Genomic DNA, 23,817 nt, shown 5'->3' with positions numbered 1-23,817 from the left:
ATGCCTGATCGCAGCCAGGACATCGAGCTGCGCCTCCTGATCGAGGCGATCTACCTGAAGTACAGCTACGACTTCCGCGATTACTCCGGTACGTCGTTGAAGCGTCGCGTGCTGCACGCCACCAAGCTGTTCGAGTGCCGCAGCATCTCGGCGCTGCAGGAGCGCATCCTGCACGACCCGCACGCCTTCCACGAGCTGCTGCAGTACCTCACGATTTCGGTGAGCGAGCTGTTCCGCGACCCCGGCTACTTCCTGGCGCTGCGCCAGGAGGTGGTGCCGGTGCTGCGTACCTACCCGTCGCTGCGCCTGTGGGTCGCCGGTTGCAGTACCGGCGAGGAGGTGCATTCGCTGGCCATTCTCCTGCACGAGGAAGGCTTGCTGGAGCGCACGCTGATCTACGCGACCGATATCAACCCGCGCTCGCTGGAGCAGGCCCGACGCGGCATCTATGCGGTGGACGACCTGGCCCAGGCCAGCGATAACTACCGCGCTGCCGGCGGCAAGGGCTCGCTCTCGGACTATTACACGGCGGCCTACGACGGGGCGCTGTTCGACAAGATGCTGCGCGCCAACGTGACCTTCGCCGACCACAGCCTGGCCACCGACAGCGTGTTCTCCGAGACGCACCTGATTTCCTGCCGCAACGTGCTGATCTACTTCAATCGCCAGTTGCAGAACCGCGCCATCGGCCTGTTCCACGAGTCGCTGTGCCACCGGGGTTTCCTCGGCCTGGGCAGCAAGGAAAGCCTGGACTTCACCGATTTCGCCTCGGAATTCGAGGTGGTGAATCGCCGCGAACGGGTGTTCCGCAAGCGATGAATGCGCAACGGGATGTTCAGCGAGAGGTCCAGGCCGTGGTCATCGGCGCCTCTGCGGGGGGCGTGGACGCGCTGTTCCGGCTGTTCGGCGGACTGCCGGCGGACTTCGCATTGCCCCTGGTGGCCGTGCTGCACCTGCCGGAAAACCATGAGAGTCAGTTGGTGGACCTGTTCGCCCGGCGCCTGACTATCCCTGTGTGCGAAGCCCGCGACAAGGCGCCGGTGGAGGCGGGCACGCTGTACTTCGCCGCCGCTGGCTACCACCTGTCGATCGAGCAGGATCGCACCTTCGCCCTGAGTCGCGAGGCGCCGCGGAATTTCTCCCGGCCGTCCATCGACATCCTCTTCGACTCGGCGTCCGATGCCTACCGCGAGTGCCTGGCCGGCGTCCTCCTGACCGGGGCCAATCAGGACGGTGCCGAAGGGTTGGCGCACATCGGCCGCGAAGGCGGACTCACCATCGTCCAGGACCCGGCCGAAGCCGCCGTGTCCACCATGCCGGAGGCGGCCATTGCGCTGCGCGCCCCGGACCATATTCTTCCCCTGCGCGAGATCCACGCGCTCCTGAGCCGAATGGGCACCCATCATGTTGCGTAACCAGGGAAGCAAACTGCTGATCGTCGACGACCTGCCGGAGAACCTGCTGGCGCTGGAGGCGTTGATCAAGGGCGAGGGCCGCGAGGTGTTCAAGGCCTCCTCGGCGGACGAAGCACTGTCGCTGCTGCTGGAGCACGAATTCGCCCTGGCGCTGCTGGACGTGCAGATGCCGGGCATGGACGGCTTTGCCCTCGCCGAACTCATGCGCGGTACCGAGCGCACCAAGAACATCCCCATCGTCTTCGTTACCGCCGCCGGACGCGAGTTGAACTATGCGTTCAAGGGCTACGAGAGCGGCGCGGTGGACTTCCTCTACAAGCCGCTGGACAACCATGCCGTGCGCAGCAAGGTGAACGTCTTCGTCGACCTCTATCGGCAGCGCAAGGTGCTGGCGCGGCAGCTGGAAGCGCTGGAGCAGGCGCGCACCGAGCAGGATGCCCTGCTGGCGGAGCTGCGCGAGACCCAGGTCGAACTGCAGCGTGCCGTGAAAATGCGCGACGACTTCATGTCCATCGTCTCCCACGAACTGCGTACGCCGCTCAACGGCCTGATGCTGGATACGCAGCTGCGCCGGCTGTACTTGTCCAGGGGCAAGCTGGAGCACTTCGCCCAGGAGCGCCTGGGTGTCCTGTTCGAGCGCGACGAACGCCAGCTTGCCGGGTTGAACCGCCTGATCGAGGACATGCTCGACGTGTCGCGCATTCGTACCGGCAAGCTGTCGATCCGCCCCGAACCGGCCGATCTCGCCGACATCACCCGCCGTGTATTGGGCAATTTCGCCGTGCAGGCCCAGGCGGCCGGCTGCGAGCTGAGCCTGGCGTCGCCCGAGGTGGTGGAAGGCGTGTGGGATGCCTATCGCCTGGAACAGGTGATCAGCAATCTGGTCAGCAATGCCTTGCGCTATGGCCCGGGCCAGCCGGTGGAGGTGACTGTTACGGTGCAGGGAGGTCAGGCGCAAGTCTGTGTGCGTGACCACGGCGAGGGCATCAGTGCCGACGAGCAACGGCGCATCTTCCAGCAATTCGAACGCGGCGCCGGCGCCGCGCGCGTCGCCGGCCTGGGGTTGGGGCTGTACATCTCCGAGCAGATCGTCCAGGCCCATGGCGGGCGTATCGAGGTGCGCAGCGAGCCGGGACAGGGCGCGGCATTCAGCGTCTACCTGCCGCTGGAGTGAGCCCCGATGTTCAGCGGGGCGTGGCAGGGGACTCTGTCCGCGATCCGTCCGCCCTGCGTCCCGCCCGGCATCGGGGCGATAAGACAATCGTGGCGGCAGTCCGCCCCACGCTCGATTGAGCATTTCACGCTCGGGTTGCACCTTTTCCAGCTCTGGCACGAACACTGCTTTGCTCCTGCCGTCCGGCCTTCCATTGCGGATTGCAGCCGGGCGAGCCCTTGGCCGTGCTCCGTTTGGTAGCGCCTGGTGTGGGAAATGTCACCGGTTGCACCGGTTCTGCGCGTACGACCAAAGGCTTGTTCTTGTTGGGTTGCACCTGGTTGCACCTTGCGATTCGGCGGTATAACCTTGCGCCGATTTTCAGGCACACCTTCTAACAACAGGAAGCCCCATGGCCACCACCACCCTTGGCGTGAAGCTCGACGACGCCACCCGCGAGCGCCTCAAGCTGGCTGCCCAGCAACTCGACCGTACCCCGCACTGGCTGATCAAGCAGGCCATCTTCTCCTACCTGGAGCAGGTGGAAGGCGGTCTGACCCCGGCCGAGCAATCCGGCCTGGCTGCGGCGGCGGGCGAAGAGTCGTTGGACGCGCTGAACGAACAAGGGCTGCAGGTCTTCCTCGATTTCGCCGAAAGCATCCTGCCGCAGTCCGTGCTGCGTGCGGCCATCACCGCCGCCTACCGCCGCCCGGAAACCGAAGCGCTGCCAATGCTGCTGGACCTGGCCCGCCTGCCGAAGGAGCAGGCCGGCGCCGCCAGCAAGATGGCGCTGGGCATCGCCGAGAAGCTGCGCAACCAGAAGAACGCCGGCGGCCGCCAGGGCCTGGTGCAGGGCCTGCTGCAGGAGTTCTCGCTGTCGTCCCAGGAAGGCGTGGCACTGATGTGCCTGGCCGAAGCGCTGCTGCGCATCCCGGACAAGGCCACCCGTGACGCGCTGATCCGCGACAAGATCAGCAACGGCAACTGGAGTCAGCACCTGGGCCAGAGCCCATCGATGTTCGTCAACGCGGCCTCCTGGGGCCTGCTGATCACCGGCAAGCTGGTGGCGACCCACACCGAAGCCGGCATGTCCTCGTCGCTCAACCGCATCATCGGCAAGTCCGGCGAGCCGCTGATCCGCAAGGGCGTGGACATGGCCATGCGCCTGATGGGCGAGCAGTTCGTCACCGGCGAAACCATCGCCGAGGCCCTGGCCAATGCGGCGAACATGGAGTCCCGTGGTTTCCGCTACTCCTACGACATGCTCGGCGAAGCCGCGCTGACCGATGAAGATGCCAAGCGCTACCTGGCGTCCTACGAACAGGCCATCCACGCCATCGGCAAGGCCTCCCACGGCCGTGGCATCTACGAAGGCCCGGGCATCTCGATCAAGCTCTCCGCCCTGCACCCGCGCTACAGCCGCGCCCAGTACGACCGCGTGATGGACGAGCTGTACCCGACCGTGCTCGGTCTGGTGAAGATGGCCCGTGACTACGACATCGGCATCAACATCGATGCCGAGGAAGCCGACCGCCTGGAGATCTCCCTCGACCTGCTGGAGCGCCTGTGCTTCGAACCGTCGCTGGCCGGCTGGAACGGTATCGGCTTCGTCATTCAGGCCTACCAGAAGCGCTGCCCGTACGTGATCGACTACGTCATCGACCTGGCCAAGCGCAGCCGCCATCGCCTGATGATCCGGCTGGTGAAGGGCGCCTACTGGGACAGCGAGATCAAGCTGGCCCAGGTCAACGGCCTGGAAGGCTATCCGGTCTACACCCGCAAGCCGTACACCGACGTGTCGTACCTGGCCTGCGCGCGCAAGCTGCTGGCGGTGCCGGAATCCATCTACCCGCAGTTCGCCACCCACAACGCCCACTCGCTGTCGGCCATCTACCAGCTGGCCGGGCAGAACTACTACCCCGGCCAGTACGAGTTCCAGTGTCTGCACGGCATGGGCGAGCCGCTGTACGAGCAGGTGGTGGGCAAGGTCGCCGACGGCAAGTTCAACCGTCCGTGCCGTATCTACGCGCCGGTCGGCAGCCACGAAACCCTGCTGGCGTACCTCGTTCGCCGCCTGCTGGAAAACGGCGCCAACACCTCCTTCGTCAACCGCATCGCCGACCACAGCATCTCCCTCCAGGACCTGGTACTGGACCCGGTGCTGCAGGTCGAGCAGATGGCCGCGCAAGAGGGCATCCTGGGCCTGCCGCACCCGCGCATCCCGCTGCCACGCGACCTCTATGGCGAATCCCGGCTGAACTCCGCCGGCATCGACCTGGCCAACGAGCACCGCCTGGGTTCGCTGTCCTCGGCGCTGCTGTCGAGCACCAACACCGTCTACGTCGCCGAGCCGATGCTGGGCCTGGCCGATGCGGCTCCGGGCGAGCCGCAGCCGGTGCGCAACCCGGCCGACCTCCGCGACGTGGTGGGCCATGTGCGTGAAGCCAGCGAGGCCGACGTGAACAATGCCATCCTCGGCGCGTTGTCCAGCGCGCAGATCTGGCAGTCCACCCAGCCGGCCGAGCGCGGCGCCATCCTGCAGCGCGCCGCCGACCTGATGGAAGCCGAGATCCAGTCGCTGATGGGCGTGCTGGTGCGCGAGTCGGGCAAGACCTTCGCCAACGCCATCGCCGAAGTACGCGAGGCGGTGGACTTCCTGCGCTACTACGGCGTCCAGGCCAGCACCCACTTCGCCAACGACAGCCACCGCCCGCTGGGCCCGGTGGTCTGCATCAGCCCGTGGAACTTCCCGCTGGCGATCTTCAGCGGCCAGGTCGCCGCGGCCCTGGCCGCGGGCAACACCGTGCTGGCCAAACCCGCCGAGCAGACTCCGCTGATCGCCGCGCAAGCCGTGCGCATCCTGCTGGAAGCCGGCGTACCCGCTGGCGCCGTGCAACTCCTGCCGGGCCGTGGTGAAACCGTCGGTGCCCGTCTTGTCGGAGACGAGCGCGTGCGCGGCGTGATGTTCACCGGCTCCACCGAAGTGGCCGGCATCCTCCAGCGCAACATCGCCGGCCGCCTCGATGCCCAGGGCCGCACCATCCCGCTGATCGCCGAAACCGGCGGCCTCAACGCGATGATCGTCGACTCCTCGGCGCTGGCCGAGCAGGTGGTGGTGGACGTGGTGAACTCCGCGTTCGACAGCGCCGGCCAGCGCTGCTCCGCGCTTCGCGTGCTGTGCGTGCAGGAAGACGCCGCCGACCGCGTGGTGCAGATGCTCAAGGGCGCCATGGCCGAGTATCGCGTCGGTGCGCCGGAGCGCCTGCACACCGACATCGGTCCGGTGATCGACGAGGAAGCCAAGGGCAACATCGACAAGCACATCCAGACGATGCGCGACAAAGGCCGCAAGGTGTTCCAGAGCGCTCGCGTGGACGCCGAGGAAATCAAGCGCGGCACCTTCGTTGTGCCGACGCTGATCGAGCTGGACAGCTTCAGCGAGCTCAAGCGCGAAATCTTCGGCCCGGTGCTGCACGTGGTGCGCTACCAGCGCGCGGATCTCGACCAGTTGCTCGCGCAGATCAACGAATCCGGCTACGGCCTGACCCTGGGCGTGCACACCCGTATCGACGAGACCATCGCCCAGGTCGTGGGCACCGCCCATGTCGGCAACCTCTACGTGAACCGCAACGTGGTCGGCGCCGTCGTCGGTGTGCAGCCCTTCGGTGGTGAAGGCCTGTCCGGCACCGGCCCGAAGGCCGGCGGCCCGCTGTACCTGTACCGCCTGCTGTCGACCCGTCCGCAGGATGCGGTGGCCAACCAGCTCAAGGGCGACGGCGCCCAGGCGCTGCCGCGTCCGAAGGATGCCCAGCAGGCCGTGGACGCCCTGGCTAAATGGGCAGGGCAGAAGGACGCCGCCCTGGCGAGCCTGCTCGGTGGCTACGGCGAACTGGCACAGAGCTTCACCCAGCAGGTGCTCACCGGCCCGACCGGCGAGCGCAATACCTACACCCTGCTGCCGCGTGAGCATGTGCTGTGCCTGGCGGAAGATCGCGCCGACCTGCTGGCCCAGCTGGCCGCCGTGCTCAGCGTCGGCAGCCGTCCGCTGGTGGCCGAGTCGAGCGCTGCCGTGGTCAAGGAGCTGCCGAAGGAGGTTGCCCAGCGTATCGAACTGGTGGCCGACTGGACTGCGACCGACAAGGTCTTCGACGCCATCCTGCACCACGGTGACTCCGACCAGCTGCGTGCGGTCTGCGAGCAGGCCAGCCAGCGCAAGGGCGCCATCGTCGGCGTCACCGGGCTGAACCGTGGGGAAACCGACATCCCGCTGGAGCGCCTGCTGATCGAACGTGCCCTGAGCGTCAACACCGCCGCAGCCGGCGGTAACGCCAGCCTGATGACCATCGGCTGACGACCGTGCCGGGAGCGCCTTACCGGGCGCTCCCGGCCAGCTTCAAGGCCGCCACCGCGGCCACCGGCCCGCCAGCCCCCGGGTGGAGCTACCCGCTCCCGGCAGGCCGTCTCCCTCGCGCTTTCTGGCGCACTCCGTTTCGGGCGCCATGCCCGGCACAACGGCGGGGCTATCCGCTCCGCCGCTTTTTAAAGCTCCACCTACCCTCGTTCGCCCTGGATTCGCTCCTTCATCAGGCAGTTTTCCGCTGTCAGGGGCGGCTCATTAGCCAGGAGTTTGTGCTGATAATCCGGAATCTCGAAGTCTTGCACGTCCAACCGCTTGAGCCACTGATCGGCGGACCAGCCGACCAGGCGGTATTCACCATCGTGGGAGCCGCCATGCAGCGAGCCGACGGTTTCGTAGCGAATGCCTTTGAGCAGATGGTTCAGCAGCACATAGGGCGCGGGCTTGGGGTCTTCGGTGTCGCCAGCGAGATAGGGATAGGCGCCTGATTGGATGATCACGCCGCCGCCGTAGTCGTAGAAAGCGAAGTGGCTGGGGGGCAATTGGCTGCGCAGGGCGTCCAGGCCGCCAGCCAGATTGAGGCGCTCCTGATCGAGCAGGGTCAGCCAACTGACGGTTTTTATTTTGGGGAATTTGAACTGGGGTCGATTAGCCAGTAGTGCAGCAGTGCCTACATCCAGACCTAACATGCGGTCAGCCATGAAGGCTTCGGTTGGCTCGTTATCATCCCGTTTGTTAACAGAAAGATTGAAGGCATGGCCGGCATATCCTTGTTCTGGCTTTAGCCGTCGAGAAAACTCGAAGAACAACTGCAGAAAGCTCAGTGGGTGTTGCTCTTGGTACAAAAGAGGAACGGAAAACTCTAATACACTAAGGCTGTTCCCCATGTTAGCTTGCCACGCACGCTTGCCATAAATCTCGAAGAGCCAAGCGCCGGCGTCACAGGATTGTTTTCCGTTGATATAGTAAAAGCTTAAGTGGTCATCTTCATCCATCTGAGAAATCATGTCGCGCAGGGAGTTGGCCTTGGAGTATTGTTCTAATGGATCTCCTTGAGGAGGTTCTTCACGCCATAACCAAGTTAGGTGGGGTTCTGAAAACTTATTAAATTCATCGAAACACTGACACAAGGCTTCACGTACGAGCTGTGTATGAGCATCTCTGAAATAGAGGGTGCCTCGCAGACAAAGTACGGCTCCGACGTAGTCTTCTCGTCCACCTTTCATCAGCAGGTTGCCGGGCATTTCTACCAGATGAGGTTGTTTAGTTAACTCTGCAGCTAGATCAAATGGATTTTTCATGGTGTGCTCCTCGGAGTTCAATAGGCTGGAATGGTCTGAGGGATGCGACTTTTGCCACGGGTAATGATGAACATAATTGCTCCTGCCACTGTCGCGGCCCAACCAAGCTCCTTGGTTGAAATCTTCGTCTCCTGCTCCTGTTGATTGCAATCACATTCAGTGGCTTTCAGTACAACGACTTTCTGATCATCCTGAGTAATTTCTGCGTAAGCATCCTTCTGCTCATTGCTGGCTGGATCTGGCGGAAACTTCATCTCCACGACCTGCTTGATATTGTCCCGTGTCGGCGGCTTGGTCGGGTCCTTGACAATGACTACATCGGGGCGGCGAATCATCCCTTTCCTGGCTTGAACGGCGGATGCTCCGGGTCTTCATCCCAGTACTTCCTGATCCACCCCGGTATCCAGCCATGGGGGCTGCTGCCGGTCTGACTGTCCAGTATGGGTTGTGGTGGGTTCTTGGTCATGTCGTAGCTGACTTCGGGTTTGTAGGGGCTGCGCTTTTGAAGGATCTCATCCAACTCCCCCAGCCGCTGGGCCACGCAGGCTTGTTTGAGGTTCCTGCCGTCCTGGCTGATATTGGGGGTGCTGCTGCAATAGCAGACGGCGGAGCAGAGCACCTTTTTGTCCTGCGGGTCGAGTTCGGGTTGGCCGGTTCGGATGGGAGTTTTCACCCCGCCCGACTCCAGGTTGCCCTGACCGAGGCTTGGCTGATCGCTCATGCTTCGTCTCCATAAACGAGGTCGAGGTAGATGGGCTGCGGGGTGTCGCGATCGACCCAGGCGGTCTGGCCCTCTGCGTCGGTGGTTTCGATGGCGCTCCAGCCGTCGTCGGTCCAGACCTTGACCTTGCGCCCGGCGATGGGCTTGCCGGTTTTCTGGTCGATCAGCTGGAAGCGCCCTGAGTACGGGCCCTGTGGGCGCGCCGTGGTACGTGCGGCAATGAGGGCGTCGGCGGCCTGATGGGCGGCGGCGTACTGCTCCTGAATCTGCGCCTGGGTGGTGGTGTACTGGGTGGCGGAGCCGTACACGACGTGGTTCGGGCAACTGCAGGCCACCTGATCGCCCGTGGCGACGTAGGGCTGGGCTTCAAACCAGTCATCGGCGGTGCCGATGATGGGGAAGGCACCATTGCATTTGCCGCACCAGGCCAGGTCGCCCTTTTGGGCAATGGGCTTGTTGCCTTCCAGCCAGGTGCTGGTGGCGGAAATGATCTTGCCGTAGGTCGTCTGGTCGCCCAGACAGGCCAGTGCTCTCATCGCGTGTTCCTCGAGCTGGGTTCATTACCACTGGCTGCTACCGGTACGAGGACAGGAGGTGCCTCACCGGTAGCGAGGTGCGCATGCCTTGCGGGCATGCCGGGAGGCTGGAAGCTATCAGTCGAGGATTGGCGTGAGAGCGCAGGGGCGAGGAAGGGGAAGGTTCAGTCCTGCTTTGCGGCGAAGGCTGCCGGGCAGAGGGGAAATGGTGAGGTTCGAAGTCGGAACCGGGCGACTTGCATGACTTTCAGGGGCGGACATTCAGGTCCTCAAGCACCTTGTCTGTAGGAGCAAGCTTGCTCGCGAACCGCTTGATGCCGGATAGGACTGGCTGTCCACAAGACCCGAGAGCGGTTTATGGCGGAGCTACCCGCTCCGCCGCTTCCCCTTTCGCTGTTCAGACCGGTGCCGCCGTGCGGGTCAACTGCTCCAGCAACTCCAGGTCGGTACTCATGCCCGAGGTCTCGCGGATGCGCGCGAGGATTTCCTTCTTCAGGGCGATGAATTCCGGCGCCATCTTCATGTCCTGGTTGCGCTCGGCCGGCAGCGGTACTTCGTAGACGCTGTCGATGCGGCCAGGGCGCGGTGCCATCAGCACCACGCGGCCGCCCAGGTAAATCGCTTCGTCGACGTCGTGGGTGACGAACAGGATGGTGCTGTTCTCCAGGCGGTGCACGTGGCGGATCAGGTCGTGCATCACTTCGCGGGTCTGCGCGTCCAGTGCGCCGAAGGGCTCGTCCATCAGCAGGATCTGCGGCTTGGGCATCAGCGCGCGAGCGATCGCCACCCGCTGCTGCATGCCGCCGGAAAGCTGGCTGGGGTAGGCCTGGGCGAAGGCCGACAGGCCCATCAGGTTGAGCAGCGCATCGGCGCGGCCGCCGGCGACTTCCACGTCGGCATCGCCGCGCACGGTGTCCGACACCACCTTGAGCCGGCGGCAGAACTTGATGTTCTCCATCACCCGCAGCCAGGGGTAGAGACTGTAGTGCTGGAACACCATGGCGCGGTCGATGCCGGGGCCGTCCACCGCGCGGCCGTCGACGAGGATCTCGCCGCCGCTGTGGCGCTCCAGTCCGCCGATGCTGCGCAGCAGGGTGGACTTGCCGCAGCCCGAGGCGCCGACGAAGGTGACGAATTCGTTGGCGCAGATGTCCAGATTCACATCCTGCAGGGCCTGTACGTGCCGGCCCTGGCTGCTGAAGAGCTTGTCGACGTGGCGAATGGCGATCTTGTTCTGGCTCATCAGGCTTACCTCTTCATCCAGGGGAAGGCGATCCGGCCGAGCCAGCGGAATGCCTGGTCGGTGAGCAGGCCGATGACGCCGATCAGCAGGATGCCGGCGAAGATCTTGTCGGTCTGCATGTAGCGCTGGGCCCGCAGGATGGCGTAGCCCAGGCCGGAGTTGGCGGCGACCAGCTCGGCCACCACCAGGTAGGTCCAGGCCCAGCCGCAGGTGATGCGCAGGGTGTCCAGCAGTGCCGGGCGCGCCGAAGGCAGCACCACCAGGCGGATGATTTCGGCGCGGTTGGCGCCCATGGTCTGCGCCGCCTCGATCTGCGCCATGGGCACGCGGCGCACGTCCTCGGCGACCATCAGCACCATCTGGAAGAAGGTGCCGATGAAGATGATCAGCACCTTGGAACCTTCGTCGATGCCGACCCAGAGCATCACCAGCGGGATGAAGGCCACCGCCGGCATGTAGCGGATGAAATCGGTGAGCGGTTCGAGGAACGCCTGCACCGGGCGGTAGGTGCCGATGTACAGGCCCAGCGGCAGGGCGATCACCGCCGAGGCGAGGAAGCCGGCCATGACCCGGTAGACGCTGATGGCGATATCGCCGAGCAGGCCTTCGTCGCTCCACCAGTGGCCGACGCGCGTGAGCACGGCATCCGGGCCGGGAAAGAACATCGGGTTGGCCAGCCCGGCGGCGCTGTAGGCCCACCAGAGCAGCAGCGGCAGCAGCAGGCCGGCGGCGGCCAGGGACCAGACGGCGCTGCGCGGCAGCTCGCCGCGGATCACCCACCAGCGCTGGCGGGCGGGCGGCGCGACGGGGCGGGGCAGGGGCTGGTGGGCGGTCATGGCGTCACCTCTTCATCGAAAAACAAGGGCTGCGCGCAGGGTTGCCAGCCGCCGGTGGGCGGCGTGGCACCCAGGCTGTTGAGCCAGTGGGCGTCACTCAGCAACGCGGGGTGGTCGGGATCGGCGTCGGCAGGCAGCAGGCGGGAGCCGATGCGCGCTGGCAGGGTGCTCAGTTCGATGCGCCAGGGCGCTACGCCACCTTGATGGCGGCCGAAACTCAGCTCGAAATCCAGCAGTTCGGGATGGTCGCGCTCGAACAGCGCGGCAAGCGATGGCGCGTGCGGCAGCGGCAGGCGACGCCCGGCGGCGAAGAGGAAGCAGTCGCCGGCCAGCAGCAGGCAGCCCTGGCGGCCGTCGGCGGCGCTCAGCCACGTGCCACGATTGCGGCCGATGGACTCGGGCAGGCGCTCCCAGACTTCGTGGTAGCTGCCATCCAGCCCATCTTCCAGCACCTTCTCGCTGTTCACGAAGTGCATGTGGCCGATGTCCTCGCCGCCATTGGGCGGCTGGAGGTCGATGGCGCGATGCCACTGGCAGATATCGCCGGTGATCTCGGTGTGGCCGGCGAATCCGGCCTGCGCTGCCAGTTCCTCGGGCGTTTCGGGTGCCGGCAGCGGAATGCGCAGGTCGGCGAACAGGCGCTCGGTCTGCAGCCAGTAGACGCGGGTGCTGGTGTCGTGGGTGCCTGCGGTGGTGGTCAGCAGGGTGCGTTGCCAGACGCCCAGGTAGGCGGGCGGCACCGCGGGGATGTTCAGGCCAGGCATGCGTTTTCCTCCCACTCGACGAGCACGGAGCGGCTGTCCAGCACGCGGCCGAACAGTCCGCCTTCCACCTCGACCATGGCCAGGGCGGCGGCGTGCAGCTCGGCGCACGGCGAGCCGCAGGCATCGCTCACCAGAGTACAGACGTAGCCCAGCTCCACTGCGGCGCGCAAGGTGGAAGACACGCACACTTCAGTGGTCACGCCACAGATCACCAGGTGGCTGATGCCGCGGCGGCGCAACAGCAGGTCCAGGTCGGTGTAGGCGAAGGCACTGTAGCCGGGCTTGTCGATCACCGGCTCGCCGGCCAGCGGGCGCAGCTCGTCGATCAGGTCGTGGCCATGCTCGCCGCGTACCAGCAGGCGTCCCAGCGGGCCGTGTGCGCCGATGGGCGCGCCGGCCTGTTCGGCGCGGCGGCGCTTGCTCTCGTGCAGGTCGCTGAGGTCGGGGCGGTGCCCTTCGCGGGTATGCACCACCAGCATCCCCTGGGCGCGGGCACTGTCGAGCAGGCGTGAGATGGCCGGGATCGGTGCGCGCAGACGGTCGATCTCCAGCCCGGCCTGGTCGGCGTAGCCGCCGGGAGCGCAGAAGTCGCGCTGCATGTCGATGACGATCAGGGCGACGCTCACAGCCCGAACTCCTTGCGTACCGCGCCGGCGATGCCGTTTACGATGTCCTTCGCCATGCGCAGGCCCTTGTCGGCGCTGGAGCCGCGCGCCGACGACAGCACGCCCGAGGGCGGCACCCACTCGGTGCGGCTGGGGTACATGTCGTAGGGCGGGAAGTCGGCCGGGCCGTCGTCGGGGATCAGGTCCAGGCGTACCAGGCTGGGCAGGTAGTGCAGCATCAGCGAGGTTTCGATCACTGCCGCGTGCTCCAGGGCGAAGCCGGGGAAACCGTCGGGGAACACGTCGTTCAGCGTGGTTTCGCTGCAGAAGTCCCAGTGCTCCAGGCGCATCACTTCCAGCGGGCTGGAAGGTCCCAGTTCGCGCAGCGCGAGTTGGATGCCCTCGGTGACGAACCACTGGTTCTCGTAGTGCCCGTCCACCAGCACCAGGCGGGTGACGCCATGGCGGGCGAACTCGCGTACGGCGTCGCGAACCAGGGCGATCAGGGTCTGCCCGTCGAGGCTGGTGGTGCCGCAGAAGTGCTGGCCGCCGCCGCACTTGGGCTGCGACTTGTAGCCGTAGGAGAGGGCGGGCGCGACCAGGCCGTCGACGTGGCGGGCCACGTCTTCGCATAGCGCACTGGCCAGCAGGGCGTCGGTACCCAGCGGCAGGTGCGGGCCGTGCTGCTCGGTGGCGCCGCAGGGCAGGAAGACCACGGGAGATTGCTCGCGCACCCGGCGCGCGTATTCGACCCAGCTGAGCTGGTCCATGCGGACAGTCATGATTCGGCCTCGCAGAGAGTGGGGGAAAGGTCAGGAGAAGGGCGGGCGGCGATCAGCGCCGCCGCCAGAACCAGGGAGCCGCCGAGCCATTCGCGCACGCCCAGTTCGCGGTCGCCGAACCAGGCGGCGGTGAGCACCGCGACCAGCAGTTCGATCACCACCAGCACGGCGGCGCGACTCGCCTCGACGTGGCTGAAGCCGTATTGCGCAGCGCCCATGGCGGCCAGCCAGAAGAGGCCGAAGCCAGCTAGTTGCAGCCATTGGTGAGCGTCGACAGCGGGCAGGGGCGTGCCTTGCAGCAGGCAGAACAGGCCGCCCAGCGCGGCACTGCCGATGAAACCGACCACGGCCTTGCTCGCCAGCGGTACCTGCTCGGCAGCGCGGGTGGCGAGGTTGTTGAGGGCGAAGGCGAAGCCGGCGGAGAGCGCCAGCCAGTCGCTGGCGGTCAGCGGGCGGAAGGTGTCGTGGCTGATGCCCAGGGTCAGGGCAATGCCGAGCATGGCCAGCGCCAGGGCGCCGAGCCTCGAAGGGGTCAGGCGTTCGCCGAACAGTAACCGCCCTCCCAGCAGGCCCCAGACCGGCGCCAGGTAGAACAGCAGCATGGCACGCACCACGTCGCCTTCCGACAACGCCGCCACCAGCCCGGCCGTCGCCCAGCCACCAAACAGGCCGATAGCCAGCAGGGCGCTGCGCTGCGACCACCACTGCCGGCGCTGGCTCAACACCAGCGGCACGGCCAGCGCGCAGAGCAGCCCGTAGGTACAGAGCACCAGCGGCATGCCGGCCAGACCCTGGCCGGCGAAGTGCGCCAGGGGCATCCAGCCCAGGCCCCAGATGGCAGCGCCCAGCAGCAGGACGATTTCCGCGCGCATCAGGCGCCCATCCAGGCGCCGCCATTGGCACCGAGCACTTGGCCGTGGAAGAAGCTCGCGCCGGGCGAGACAAGGAATAGCACCGCCGCGGCGATCTCCTCCGGCTGGCCGAGACGCCCGGCGGGGATCGCGGTTTCACGGGCGATCATTTCTTCGCTCATGTGTTCCACCGAGACCATTGGCGTCTCCACCGGGCCTGGCGCCACACCGTTGATGCGGATGTGCGGGGCGAACTCCCGCGCCAGCGCCTTGGTCAGGCCGATCACCCCGGCCTTGGCGGCGCAGTACGCGGCATAGCGCTCACGGCCAAGTTGGCCCAGCTCCGAGGCGATGTTGACGATGCTGCCGCTCCCGCGCGCCTGCATGTGCGTCAGGGCGTGGCGGCAGCAGCGGTAGACGGCGTGCAGGTCGACGCCGAGCAGGGTCGCCCAATCGTCTTCGCTGGTGTCCAGGAAGGGTTTCTCGAGGACGATCCCGGCGTTGTTCACCAGGATGTCCAGTTCACCCTCGGCGAGCACGCGCGCGAACATCTCGGCGACCTGTGCCGGCACCGCGACGTCGGCCTGCACAGCATAGGCGTGGCCACCCGAGGCGGCGATGCGTGCGACCAGCGCCGTGGCTGCTTCCGGCTGGTCGAGGTGGTTGATCCAGACCTGGGCGCCGGCCTCGGCCAACGCCAGGGCGATGGCCCGGCCGATGCCCTGGGTGGCGCCGGTAACCAGGGCGGTCTGACCTGCGAGCGGTTTCATCAGTGCATCACCTCGCCGTGACTGACCGACAGCGCCTGGCCGGTAATGGCCGCGGCCAGCGGGCTGCCGAGGAACAGGAAGGTGCCGGCGAGATCAGCCGGCGTGAGCAGTTCCGGCACGGCCTGGGCGGCGAGGATCCGTGCCAGCTCGTCGTCCTCACTGCGGCCGTTGGCCTCGGCCATCACCCGCAGCGAGCGCATGGCGGCGTCGGTGGCGATCCAGCCGGGGCACACGGCGTTGACGCGGATGCGCCTGGGTCCCAGCTCCCACGCCAGCGAGCGGGTCAGGCCGATCACGGCGTGCTTGCTGGCGACATAGGCGGAGAAGCCCGGCACGCCTTTCAGGCCCCAGATCGAGGCCTGGTTGATCACGCAGCTGCCGGCGTGGAGGTGCGGCAGCAGGGCGCGGGTCAGGCGCAGCATCGAGGCGACGTTATTGTCCAGCAGCGCCTGCCAGCGCTGGTCGGCCTCGGTGTTGCCGCCCTCCAGCGGCGTGGCGTACTCGACGCCGGCATTGTTGATCAGCACGTCGAGCGCAGCGCCCTGGCGGCTGTCGACAAAGGCGGCGATGGCGTCGCTGTCACCCAGGTCGAGAGTGGCTGTGCGCAGGTCGCACAGTCCGCTCAGCTCTCCCGCCACACCTTGTAGTGACTCGGCGTTACGGTCGATCAGCTCCAGCGTCGCACCCTGCTCTGCGAACGCCCGCGCCAGGCCCTTGCCGATGCCGCTGGCGGCGCCGCTGATGAGGACGCACTTGCCCCGGTAGTCGATCATGGTCAGACCGCCGTCAGGAAGGAGACGCCCACGGCGCCGTAGAAGCCGTCAGCGCGGTCCTTGCCCGCAGGCGCGACCTCGCCGTAGTGGTCGTCCACCACGCGACGCAGGCGGTGCTGGTGGAAGCCCTTGAACAGCAGGTGCATCGGCAGCACCTGGGCATAGCCGTCGCCGTACAGTTCGTGGTGCAGCGCGCGCAGGCGGTACCAGGGCGCCACCGGTTTCTCGTGGTGGGCGTTGTGGTAGGCGAAGTTGAGCAGCAGCAGGTCGAGCACCGGCCAGCGCACCGAGACCACGTTGGAGTAGGTGTTCATCTGCTCGTAGGTGCGGTCGCGGGACTTGTCGTCGGGAATCTTGCCGCCGTCCTCCAGTACCGCGAAGGCGTCGTAGGTGTGCTGGTAGGCATCGGTGAAGCGCAGCACGATGATCATCAGCGTCCAGGCGACGAAGTAGAGCAGCAGGGCCTTGAGCGAGACCGCGGCAACCAGCGCGAACAGCGCGCCGCGTACCAGCAGGGTCAGCGCCACGCGGCGGCGGTTGGCGCGGTGGCGCGGGTTGTCGGTGATGAAGGGCAGGAGGATCACGTAGTAATGCATGATCAGCTCCACCGCCGGCACGTAGGCCCATTCGGCGGCCAGCACCAGGCCGCGCACCCAGCGTGGGCTGCGGGCGAGGAAGGCCTTGGTGTCGAAGGTGATCACGTCGGCGCGGTCGACATGATGGCGCATGTGCTTGCGGCGCAGATCCTGGAAACCGGCGTAGCAACTGCCGCACAGCCAGCTGCAGGCCTCCCCGGCCCAGGTGTTGTGCGCCGGCTTGGCGAAGATGGTGCCGTGGGCGAATTCGTGGATCAGGTAGGCCGCGACGATCATCGCGTGGCCCAGCAGCAGGGTGCCGAGGGCATTGAGCGCCCAGTGATCGGCGAACAGCAGGGCGAAGCCGGCGGCATAGCCACCGAAGGCATAGGCCAGGGCCAGGCTGTTGGGCAGTCGGCCATCGGCGTAGCGGTACAGGGACGCGGACATGGATACCTCCGTGAGCGCTCCCGCCGTCCCGGCGAGAGCGTCGGGTGGGTGCCTTACTGGGCGAGGGCCTGGACGAACTGGGCGTCGAAGGTCTGGGCGAAGTCGGGGATCGCCGGGATCTGGCTGTTGTCCTTGAGCAACTGGGCGATCACCGCGCCGCTGCCGAAGAAGGAGCTGGTGGCGTCGGACTTCTCGAAGTTCCTGTTCATCTCCGCCAGCGGGATGTTATAGACGCCGGCCATCTGTTCCTTGGCCTCGGCGGCGCTGACGCCGAGCACCTTGCCGATGATCTCGGCGGACTCGTCCGGGTGCGCCTTCATGTAGGCCAGGCCGTCGACGTACCCCTGGATCATCGCGGTGATCGCCTTCTGGCGCTTGCCGATGACCTCCTGGTTGAACACCAGCACGTCGGTGATCAGGCCCGGCGCGTCCTTGGACGAATAGACGACGTGGAACTTGTCGCCGGGCATGCCGAGGATCTGCGAGACGTTGGGCTCGTAGGTCACGCCCACCGGCAGGCTGCCGGAGGCCATGGCGCCGGGAATGCCCTCGGGCGTCATGTTCACCGGGTTGATGTCCTTGTCGCTCAGACCGTGGCTCTTCAGCGCGTAGGCGAGCAGGAAGTCGGACGGTGAGAGCGGATTGAAGCCGATCTTCTTGCCCTTGAAGTCGGTGACCGACGTGATCGACTTGTCGGCGACGATGGCGTCGCCGCCGTTGGAGAAGTCGATGGGCATGACAACGCGATAGGGCTGCCCCTTGGCGACACCGCCGACCACCTGGTCGTAGGTGAGCATGCCGCCGTCGAGAGCGCCGCCGGTCATGGCGGTGGGGATCAGCGCCGGGTCGTTGAAGAACTGCAGTTCGACCTTCAGGCCGTGGGGCTTGTAGAGATCGAGCTTGTCGGCGACGTAGAAGGGCGCGTAGCCGGCCCAGACGACTGTGCCGATCTTGAGTTTCTCGGCGGCCTGGAGCGTCAGTGGCACGACCCCGGCGGCAGCAAGCAGACAGGCACCGAGCAGGGTCTTGCGCAGGGAACGCAGGGAAAGCGGCATGGTCATGGCATTGCTCCTAACGGTTGGAAATCGGCACGGGATGACATCACGTCTCCCGGGCTTTTCTCCCGCCGTGTAGCCCTGTCCCTAGGGCCGGAAAACTCTCGGACCAGACGTCCTTCTCGCGAAGGACCGGAACCCTAGTTCGCCTGTGGTGCAACTCCAGTGTGTGCCTTGCAGCGTTCGCCCACCCGGTGGCTACCTTGCCGTGGGTGATGCATCCCGTTGATCAGGACAGAGCAATTGAAATGCCAGCTTTTCTGAAACCGAAAAACCACCGGGGATTTCAATCGCTTAGCTGAAATCCCCGGTTCAGAGCAGGTGTCGGCCACGAGCCCGCCGGCACCAAGTCGATGCGCCTTGCCTTCTATTGAGGCATCAGGCGGTGCGCACGGGGGTGCGATGCAGCGAGGCGGCCGCCGTCGCCACGAACAGTCCGGCGGCGAGCGCCAGGGCGACCGGCACGCCCTGCGGCCCGAGGTCCATCAGGCTGCCGCTGAGCAGGGGCCCGAGCAAACTGCCGACGCCCCAGAGCATGCCGGCGGCGGCGTTGGCGGTGACCAGATCGCGGCCACGGAAGCGCTGGCCGATCAGTACCAGCGCCAGGGTGTAGACGCCACCGGCGACCGCGCCGAGCAGCATCAGCGCCGGCCACAGCAGCGCCGGCTGGCTGATCAGCCAGGGCAGGCCGAGGCCGATCAGCATCGCGGCGACGCCGCAGGCGAGGTGCAGGGTGGGGCGGTCGAGCCGGTCGGACAGCCAGCCCAGCGGCAGCTGGCAGATCATGTCGCCCAGCAGGATCACCGTCGCCATGAACGCGGCGATGCCCACCGCATAGCCGTGGCTGGATGCGTAGACCGGGAAGAGCGAGAGCACCACGCTGTCGAAGAAGGAGAAGAACAGCACGCCCATGCACAGGGCCGGGGCGACCCGCAGGAAACCGGCCAGGGAGAAGCTGCGCGGCTCTTCCACGTGCTCGTGGAGGCCCTCCTCGGGCATGGCGAAGGCCACGGTGGCCAGGGCAATGAGATGCCCGGCGCTGACCAGCAGTACTACCCACGGCGTCTGCGCGCCGAGCAGCGCCACCAGGGTTGGGCCGAGCAGCTGGAAGGCGGTGAAGCTGGTGGCATAGAGGGCCACGATGGTGCCGCGATTCTTCTCGCCGCACAGCTCGTTGACCCAGGCCTCGCCGAGGATGATCGCGATGCCCATGCCGACGCCGAGTGCCAGGCGCGCCGCCGCCAGCAGCCAGAGCGAGTGGCTGCTGAACTCGATGGCCGCGGTGCTGGCGGTGCACAGCACGAAGCACAGCAGGTACAGGCGGCGCCGGCTCATCAATTGGCAGGCGCGGTCCACCAGGGTGGCGGCGAGGATCATGCCCGCCGCCGGAACCGCCGAGAGGATGCCGATCTGCAGCGCGCTGGCACCATTCTCCAGCAGGCGCAGCGCCACCAGCGGCAGCGTCGCGCCCAGGCTCAGGCCGACGATGGACACGGCGAACAGCAGTACTGCCAGCAAGGGTTTGTTCAGCGAAGACGGTTGAAGGGAGGTCGGGGTATTCATGGAAACCTTCTCTTGCCCGGGCGCTCCCGCGGCGGGCGTGCAAATGCATACGCGCCCGCCGGCGGTTACCGGTGGGCGGAATCGAAATGCGGAAATGCCGGCGCGAGCGCGCGGCCTCCGGCTCAGCAGCCGGCGGGCGGGGAGAAGGTGAAAGCGAACAGCACGCTGCGGCGACGGCGCAGCACCGTATCAATCTTGCGTACGCGCGGGGGCTCTCGCAGCAGGGCGAGGCTCGGGTCGGCGAAGCGGTAGAACGGGGTCATGGTGCAGGTATTACGGGGGATGTCGGAAACCGCGCACTCTAGTGAGTGCGCGGCGGGGCGTCAATCTCGGCCAGCCGCACGGTAGGCCTGCCTGTGCAGCGCTGCGCTCCAGCCATCCTGCAAGAGCTTGCTAGAGGCCGATGTCGCCCGCGATTGCCGGCAAGGCCGGCGGCAATCGGGTTCGCGGAAACTACCGACCGAATGCCGGTGTCCCATCAGCCACCTCCTGCGGCCGGCTCAGCACATCCCGTCCGGGCAGGAACCGTCCGAAACCCCGCTCCTTGCCCAGTGCCTCCGGGAAGCCGCTCTCGCGCCGATACGCCACGCGGCCGTTGATCAGCGTCGCCTCCACCGCAGCGTCGTTGCGTTTTACCAGGCGCGTCAGGCCGATGACCTCCATGGGCGCTTCGTAGACCTCGTCCAGCTCGTCGGTCAGGCCGGCCGGATTGACGATCACCAGGTCGGCGCGGTCGCCCACGCGGATGTAGCCGGCATCGATTCCGGCGAAATCCGCCAGCTCGCCGGTCAGCCGGTGAATGGCACGGCCGGTGTCCATGAAGCTCTGCCCGGCCAGTTCGGCATCGCGCACGTACTTGAGCATGCGCAGCGGGAAGTTGTACTGCGCGTGGGACGCCAGGTGCGCGCCGGAGTCGGCGAAGCCTGGCTGGGTCCAGGGACTGGCCAGCAGCTTGCCCATGATCTCCGGGCGGTGGTTGCCGTAGCAGGTGGTCCACTTGAGGTCATTGCGGTACTTCCCGGCCAACTCGAAGAAGGCGTCCACCGGATCCAGCCCGCGCTCGCGACCGATGTCCTCGAAGTTGCGCCCGACCAGCGCGGCGTCCGGGCATTCGCGCACCCAGCAGTCGGACAGGTTGCGGTGCCACAGGCCGAGGCTGAGGGTGGCCTTGATGTCCTTCTTGAAGCGCTCGCGGAAGGCCGGGTCCTGGATGCGGGTGTAGAGCTCCTCCGGGTCCTTGATGTCGCGCAATACTTCACCGGCGCCGAACTCCTCGAAGCCGTTCATGTTCAGCCCCTCGATGCGCACCACGAAGGGCGCGGGGAGGGTCTGCCAGCGGTAGCGGCCGCGCAGCAGGCGGTTGGCGACCCAGCCGGAGGCGCGGGTGATGCGGTGCATGAAGGGCTGGGACTTTAGGTCCAGCGCGGTGAGCATCGAGCACTTGAGCGGTCGGCGGAACCAGCCGTGGGCCTGGTAGAGGAAAGCGAACACGTTGATCTTGGTGACCGCGTTCGGCGCGCCCTGCATCAGCGCGTTGCGCCGGCGCAGCACGGCGAACAGGCGGGAGAATTCCTTCCAGCTGGCGAAGGTGGAGGGCAGCGGGCTGGACCAGGCGCGGTCGCCGTCCATCTTGTCCAGCCGCGTGGTCATCACCGAGAGGCCGAAGCAGCCGGCGTCCAGGGCCTGCTCCAGCAGCTGCTCCATGCGTTGCAGCTCGGCTTCGGTGGGCTTGGCGCCGCTGATGGCGCGCTCCAGTCCCATCACCGTGACGCGCAGCTCGGAGTGACCGAGGAAGGAGCAGAGGTTCGGTCCCAGCGGCTGCTGGTCGTAGAAGGCGCGGTAGCCCTTGGCGTCTTTCCAGGTGCGCTTGTCGCGCAGGATCGGCAGCACCTGCTCGCGCGGCACCGCTTCGACGCGGGTGAACAGGTCGGAGCAGTCCTCGGCCTCGCCCAGCACCATGCTGATGGAGCAGGAGCCGACCGACACGGTGGTCACGCCATGGCGCACCGACTCTTTCAGCGCCGGCGCGGCAATGGCCTCGGCGTCGTAGTGCGAGTGGATTTCCAGGAAGCCGGGGGCGACCCACTGGCCGGTCGCGTCGATGACCTGCTCGCAACCGCTTTCCTCCAGTGGGCTGACGCTCAGGGTGTCGATGCGGCCGTCCCTGATGCCGACGTGGCGCAGGCTGCCGGGGGCATCGCTGCCGTCGAAGTACAGGCCGTTCTTGATGATGATGTCGTAGCTCACAGGAGGCTCCAGGGCGACAGCAGCAGGACGCCGCTGACCAGCAGCAGGCAGTGGATGGCAAGGCGGAAATGCTGTTCCTCGAAACGGTGGTGCAGGCGTTCGCCCAGCCATACGCCGAGCAGCAGCAGGGGCGCGTAGGCGAGCACCTGGGGCAGCGCCGGGCGGAGGCGGCCGTCGAGGAGGAAGGCGATGGTCAGCAGCCCGTTGAGGGTGAACCAGACGCAAACGAGGGTGGCGCGCAGGCGGGTCTTGTCCAGCGGACGGGTGGCCAGCGCGTAGACCAGCAACGGGCCGCCGGAGGCGAACAGGCCGTGGCACACCCCTGCGGCGCCGGTGGCCAGGCGCACCACCCAGTTCGGCGTTCTGCCGCGCTCCGGGGCGCTGGCGCGCAGGCGCCACAGTTCGCGCCCGGCGAACCAGAGGATCAGCACGCCGAGACCGCGCTTGAGCGGCTGCGGGTCGAGGTGCGGCAACAGCAGGTAGCCGATCAGCATCCCGACCAGCATGCCTGGCAGCACGGTGCGCAGCAGCAGGCGCGTGTCGATCAGGCGGTGATGACGCCAGCACAGGTAGCCGGTCATGCCGATGTTCAGGGGCACCAGGATCGGCAGCAGCGTCTCGATGGGCATCAGCAGCGCGCCGAGGGACAGGGCGATGACCACGCTACCGAAGCCGGTGATGGCTTCCAGCGTGTAGGCCAGCAGGATGAAGCCGCCGAGGGCGATGGCGGGCGCGTTCATGGCACGCTCACCGCAGCGGCGCGGGGTTCGCGGCGCGCCCAGAGTTGCGCCAGGACCAGGCCGGAGAACAGTTGCCAGCAGCCCCAGAACGCCGCGATCAGCAGCATGCCGCCTGCCTGGGGGAAGAAGGTGAGGATCAGCGCCATGCCCAGCGCCGAGTTGTGGATGCCGCTTTCCAGGGTCACGGCGCGCACGTCGGCGTCCGGCAGCTTCCACAGTCGTGCGCAGGTGTAGCCCAGCAGCAGCGCCGTGCCGTTGAGCAGCAGCACCAGCCAGAAGAACAGGTGGAAGTAGGCCATGAACTGCTGGAAGTTCTTGGTGAAGGCCATGCCGACGAAGCCGAGCATCACCAGCAGCGACAGCTGCCGCAGCGGTTTCTCCAGGCGCTGCGCGAGTTGCGGCTTGTGCCGGCCCAGGGCCATGCCGAGCAGCATCGGCAGGATCAGCACCAGCACCACCACGCCCACCAGTTCCAGCGGGTCGATGTGGATCTGTGTGAGGCGGTCGCGGGTCGCCGGGTTCAGGCCCGCGTAGAGGGCGAAGTTCAGCGGCGTGAAGAGACCCGCACTCAGCCCGGAGACGGCGGTGACGCTGGCCGACACCGCCACGTTGCCGCGGGCCATCCAGGTCATGATGTTGGAGAAGGTGCCACTGGGGCAGGTCGCCACCAGGATCATCCCCAGCGCCAGTTCCGGGTCGATCGGCAGGGCGATGGTCAGCAGGCAGGTGGCGGCGGGTAGCAGCAGGAACTGCACCAGCATGCCGATCACCGGTGCCTTGGGTTGGCGCAGGATGCGAGCGAAGTCGTCGCGGCGCAGCTCCAGCGATACGCCGAACATCATCAGGGCGATGATGGCGTTCAGCGCGATCATCGACCCGCCGGAAAACTCGAGATGGACCTCAGGCATCGCCGTTCTCCCGCAGCGGGATGGCGGGAAATGGCGAATGAACTGCAGCCGGCGGTACGGGCGCGGCTCCGGTTGGATTGGGCATGCAAGGCGACTCTTGTTTGTATTTATCGTTGTAATTGGCAAGCATAGGGGAGCGTTACCGCCCGGTAACGGCTCAATCGGGACCTTT

At 66.5% G+C, this 23,817-nt stretch carries 23 protein-coding genes and 1 riboswitch; of the genes, 4 read left to right on the top strand and 19 right to left on the bottom strand.

The annotated features are described in order from the left end of the window. The 4 genes from AC1ZV1_RS17005 (at position 1) to putA (ending at position 6,919) form a co-directional block, all read left to right on the top strand. Positions 1-819 (top strand): CheR family methyltransferase, encoded by an 819-nt coding sequence (locus AC1ZV1_RS17005; RefSeq protein WP_484292733.1) that lies wholly within the window; start codon positions 1-3, stop codon positions 817-819. Further along, complete coding sequence (locus tag AC1ZV1_RS17000) at positions 816-1,415, top strand: chemotaxis protein CheB (protein WP_484292732.1); 600 nt, start codon at positions 816-818, stop codon at positions 1,413-1,415. Before AC1ZV1_RS17005 ends, AC1ZV1_RS17000 begins: the two co-directional genes overlap by 4 nt. Then, the gene (locus AC1ZV1_RS16995; protein WP_484292731.1) at positions 1,405-2,589 is read left to right on the top strand and encodes a hybrid sensor histidine kinase/response regulator; all 1,185 of its coding nucleotides are present in this window, start codon (positions 1,405-1,407) and stop codon (positions 2,587-2,589) included. Before AC1ZV1_RS17000 ends, AC1ZV1_RS16995 begins: the two co-directional genes overlap by 11 nt. Positions 2,590-2,980: 391 nt before the next feature. Then, positions 2,981-6,919, top strand: coding sequence for a trifunctional transcriptional regulator/proline dehydrogenase/L-glutamate gamma-semialdehyde dehydrogenase (putA, locus tag AC1ZV1_RS16990; protein WP_484292730.1), 3,939 nt, complete (start codon positions 2,981-2,983; stop codon positions 6,917-6,919). A gap of 200 nt (positions 6,920-7,119) precedes the next feature. On the opposite strand, the gene AC1ZV1_RS16985 is transcribed toward putA, so the two are convergent. The 19 genes from AC1ZV1_RS16985 to AC1ZV1_RS16895 form a co-directional block, all read right to left on the bottom strand. Beyond that, positions 7,120-8,226, bottom strand: coding sequence for a DUF3396 domain-containing protein (locus tag AC1ZV1_RS16985; RefSeq protein ID WP_484292729.1), 1,107 nt, complete (start codon positions 8,224-8,226; stop codon positions 7,120-7,122). Between the two features lie 17 nt (positions 8,227-8,243). After that, on the bottom strand, positions 8,244-8,561 hold the full coding sequence (locus AC1ZV1_RS16980) for a VRR-NUC domain-containing protein (protein ID WP_484292728.1): 318 nt from the start codon (positions 8,559-8,561) through the stop codon (positions 8,244-8,246). Further along, positions 8,558-8,947 (bottom strand): hypothetical protein, encoded by a 390-nt coding sequence (locus AC1ZV1_RS16975; RefSeq protein WP_484292727.1) that lies wholly within the window; start codon positions 8,945-8,947, stop codon positions 8,558-8,560. The genes AC1ZV1_RS16980 and AC1ZV1_RS16975 overlap by 4 nt, the downstream gene beginning before the upstream one ends. Then, positions 8,944-9,483: a PAAR domain-containing protein gene (locus AC1ZV1_RS16970; protein WP_259755167.1), complete on the bottom strand. Its 540-nt coding sequence runs from the start codon at positions 9,481-9,483 to the stop codon at positions 8,944-8,946. Before AC1ZV1_RS16970 ends, AC1ZV1_RS16975 begins: the two co-directional genes overlap by 4 nt. Before the next feature lie 397 nt (positions 9,484-9,880). Next, a complete protein-coding gene (locus AC1ZV1_RS16965; protein ID WP_484292726.1) occupies positions 9,881-10,726 on the bottom strand; it encodes an ABC transporter ATP-binding protein in 846 nt (281 codons plus the stop codon). A 5-nt stretch (positions 10,727-10,731) separates the two neighbouring features. Beyond that, on the bottom strand, positions 10,732-11,562 hold the full coding sequence (locus AC1ZV1_RS16960; RefSeq protein ID WP_484292725.1) for an ABC transporter permease: 831 nt from the start codon (positions 11,560-11,562) through the stop codon (positions 10,732-10,734). Beyond that, entirely contained in the window at positions 11,559-12,326 is a 768-nt protein-coding gene (locus AC1ZV1_RS16955; RefSeq protein WP_484292724.1) for a hypothetical protein, read from the bottom strand. The genes AC1ZV1_RS16960 and AC1ZV1_RS16955 overlap by 4 nt, the downstream gene beginning before the upstream one ends. After that, positions 12,314-12,925, bottom strand: a complete 612-nt coding sequence (locus AC1ZV1_RS16950) for a cysteine hydrolase family protein (protein ID WP_484297582.1) — start codon at positions 12,923-12,925, stop codon at positions 12,314-12,316. Before AC1ZV1_RS16950 ends, AC1ZV1_RS16955 begins: the two co-directional genes overlap by 13 nt. Before the next feature lie 23 nt (positions 12,926-12,948). Further along, entirely contained in the window at positions 12,949-13,713 is a 765-nt protein-coding gene (locus AC1ZV1_RS16945) for a creatininase (protein ID WP_484292723.1), read from the bottom strand. Then, positions 13,710-14,585, bottom strand: coding sequence for a DMT family transporter (locus AC1ZV1_RS16940; protein ID WP_484292722.1), 876 nt, complete (start codon positions 14,583-14,585; stop codon positions 13,710-13,712). Before AC1ZV1_RS16940 ends, AC1ZV1_RS16945 begins: the two co-directional genes overlap by 4 nt. Then, positions 14,585-15,334 (bottom strand): SDR family NAD(P)-dependent oxidoreductase, encoded by a 750-nt coding sequence (locus AC1ZV1_RS16935; RefSeq protein ID WP_484292721.1) that lies wholly within the window; start codon positions 15,332-15,334, stop codon positions 14,585-14,587. The genes AC1ZV1_RS16940 and AC1ZV1_RS16935 overlap by 1 nt, the downstream gene beginning before the upstream one ends. Further along, a complete protein-coding gene (locus tag AC1ZV1_RS16930; RefSeq protein WP_484292720.1) occupies positions 15,334-16,107 on the bottom strand; it encodes an SDR family NAD(P)-dependent oxidoreductase in 774 nt (257 codons plus the stop codon). Before AC1ZV1_RS16930 ends, AC1ZV1_RS16935 begins: the two co-directional genes overlap by 1 nt. Before the next feature lie 2 nt (positions 16,108-16,109). After that, positions 16,110-17,132, bottom strand: a complete 1,023-nt coding sequence (locus AC1ZV1_RS16925; RefSeq protein WP_484292719.1) for a fatty acid desaturase family protein — start codon at positions 17,130-17,132, stop codon at positions 16,110-16,112. Positions 17,133-17,185: 53 nt separating this feature from the next. Continuing rightward, entirely contained in the window at positions 17,186-18,193 is a 1,008-nt protein-coding gene (locus tag AC1ZV1_RS16920; protein ID WP_484292718.1) for an ABC transporter substrate-binding protein, read from the bottom strand. 44 nt (positions 18,194-18,237) lie between these two features. After that, a riboswitch (guanidine-I (ykkC/yxkD leader) is annotated at positions 18,238-18,342 on the bottom strand. A 223-nt stretch (positions 18,343-18,565) separates the two neighbouring features. Further along, positions 18,566-19,717: an MFS transporter gene (locus AC1ZV1_RS16915; protein WP_484297581.1), complete on the bottom strand. Its 1,152-nt coding sequence runs from the start codon at positions 19,715-19,717 to the stop codon at positions 18,566-18,568. Between the two features lie 155 nt (positions 19,718-19,872). After that, positions 19,873-20,013 (bottom strand): hypothetical protein, encoded by a 141-nt coding sequence (locus AC1ZV1_RS16910; RefSeq protein WP_167523196.1) that lies wholly within the window; start codon positions 20,011-20,013, stop codon positions 19,873-19,875. A 190-nt stretch (positions 20,014-20,203) separates the two neighbouring features. Continuing rightward, the gene (locus tag AC1ZV1_RS16905) at positions 20,204-21,997 is read right to left on the bottom strand and encodes an N-acyl-D-amino-acid deacylase family protein (protein ID WP_484292717.1); all 1,794 of its coding nucleotides are present in this window, start codon (positions 21,995-21,997) and stop codon (positions 20,204-20,206) included. After that, complete coding sequence (locus AC1ZV1_RS16900) at positions 21,994-22,737, bottom strand: sulfite exporter TauE/SafE family protein (protein ID WP_484292716.1); 744 nt, start codon at positions 22,735-22,737, stop codon at positions 21,994-21,996. The genes AC1ZV1_RS16905 and AC1ZV1_RS16900 overlap by 4 nt, the downstream gene beginning before the upstream one ends. Further along, entirely contained in the window at positions 22,734-23,645 is a 912-nt protein-coding gene (locus tag AC1ZV1_RS16895) for a bile acid:sodium symporter family protein (RefSeq protein ID WP_484292715.1), read from the bottom strand. The genes AC1ZV1_RS16900 and AC1ZV1_RS16895 overlap by 4 nt, the downstream gene beginning before the upstream one ends. Between the last annotated feature and the right edge of the window lie 172 nt (positions 23,646-23,817).

The organism is Pseudomonas sp. BB438, assembly GCF_057180225.1.
This window is presented reverse-complemented; position numbering and strand designations above follow the sequence as displayed.

What these genes read in the sequence shown, in the direction of transcription:
- AC1ZV1_RS17005 (WP_484292733.1), top strand. Translation starts at nt 1, where the DNA reads ATGCCTGATCGCAGCCAGGACATCGAGCTGCGCCTCCTGATCGAGGCG.
- AC1ZV1_RS17000 (WP_484292732.1), top strand. Translation starts at nt 816, where the DNA reads ATGAATGCGCAACGGGATGTTCAGCGAGAGGTCCAGGCCGTGGTCATC.
- AC1ZV1_RS16995 (WP_484292731.1), top strand. Translation starts at nt 1,405, where the DNA reads ATGTTGCGTAACCAGGGAAGCAAACTGCTGATCGTCGACGACCTGCCG.
- putA (WP_484292730.1), top strand. Translation starts at nt 2,981, where the DNA reads ATGGCCACCACCACCCTTGGCGTGAAGCTCGACGACGCCACCCGCGAG.
- AC1ZV1_RS16985 (WP_484292729.1), bottom strand. Translation starts at nt 8,226, where the DNA reads ATGAAAAATCCATTTGATCTAGCTGCAGAGTTAACTAAACAACCTCAT.
- AC1ZV1_RS16980 (WP_484292728.1), bottom strand. Translation starts at nt 8,561, where the DNA reads ATGATTCGCCGCCCCGATGTAGTCATTGTCAAGGACCCGACCAAGCCG.
- AC1ZV1_RS16975 (WP_484292727.1), bottom strand. Translation starts at nt 8,947, where the DNA reads ATGAGCGATCAGCCAAGCCTCGGTCAGGGCAACCTGGAGTCGGGCGGG.
- AC1ZV1_RS16970 (WP_259755167.1), bottom strand. Translation starts at nt 9,483, where the DNA reads ATGAGAGCACTGGCCTGTCTGGGCGACCAGACGACCTACGGCAAGATC.
- AC1ZV1_RS16965 (WP_484292726.1), bottom strand. Translation starts at nt 10,726, where the DNA reads ATGAGCCAGAACAAGATCGCCATTCGCCACGTCGACAAGCTCTTCAGC.
- AC1ZV1_RS16960 (WP_484292725.1), bottom strand. Translation starts at nt 11,562, where the DNA reads ATGACCGCCCACCAGCCCCTGCCCCGCCCCGTCGCGCCGCCCGCCCGC.
- AC1ZV1_RS16955 (WP_484292724.1), bottom strand. Translation starts at nt 12,326, where the DNA reads ATGCCTGGCCTGAACATCCCCGCGGTGCCGCCCGCCTACCTGGGCGTC.
- AC1ZV1_RS16950 (WP_484297582.1), bottom strand. Translation starts at nt 12,925, where the DNA reads ATGCAGCGCGACTTCTGCGCTCCCGGCGGCTACGCCGACCAGGCCGGG.
- AC1ZV1_RS16945 (WP_484292723.1), bottom strand. Translation starts at nt 13,713, where the DNA reads ATGACTGTCCGCATGGACCAGCTCAGCTGGGTCGAATACGCGCGCCGG.
- AC1ZV1_RS16940 (WP_484292722.1), bottom strand. Translation starts at nt 14,585, where the DNA reads ATGCGCGCGGAAATCGTCCTGCTGCTGGGCGCTGCCATCTGGGGCCTG.
- AC1ZV1_RS16935 (WP_484292721.1), bottom strand. Translation starts at nt 15,334, where the DNA reads ATGAAACCGCTCGCAGGTCAGACCGCCCTGGTTACCGGCGCCACCCAG.
- AC1ZV1_RS16930 (WP_484292720.1), bottom strand. Translation starts at nt 16,107, where the DNA reads ATGATCGACTACCGGGGCAAGTGCGTCCTCATCAGCGGCGCCGCCAGC.
- AC1ZV1_RS16925 (WP_484292719.1), bottom strand. Translation starts at nt 17,132, where the DNA reads ATGTCCGCGTCCCTGTACCGCTACGCCGATGGCCGACTGCCCAACAGC.
- AC1ZV1_RS16920 (WP_484292718.1), bottom strand. Translation starts at nt 18,193, where the DNA reads ATGACCATGCCGCTTTCCCTGCGTTCCCTGCGCAAGACCCTGCTCGGT.
- AC1ZV1_RS16910 (WP_167523196.1), bottom strand. Translation starts at nt 20,013, where the DNA reads ATGACCCCGTTCTACCGCTTCGCCGACCCGAGCCTCGCCCTGCTGCGA.
- AC1ZV1_RS16900 (WP_484292716.1), bottom strand. Translation starts at nt 22,737, where the DNA reads ATGAACGCGCCCGCCATCGCCCTCGGCGGCTTCATCCTGCTGGCCTAC.
- AC1ZV1_RS16895 (WP_484292715.1), bottom strand. Translation starts at nt 23,645, where the DNA reads ATGCCTGAGGTCCATCTCGAGTTTTCCGGCGGGTCGATGATCGCGCTG.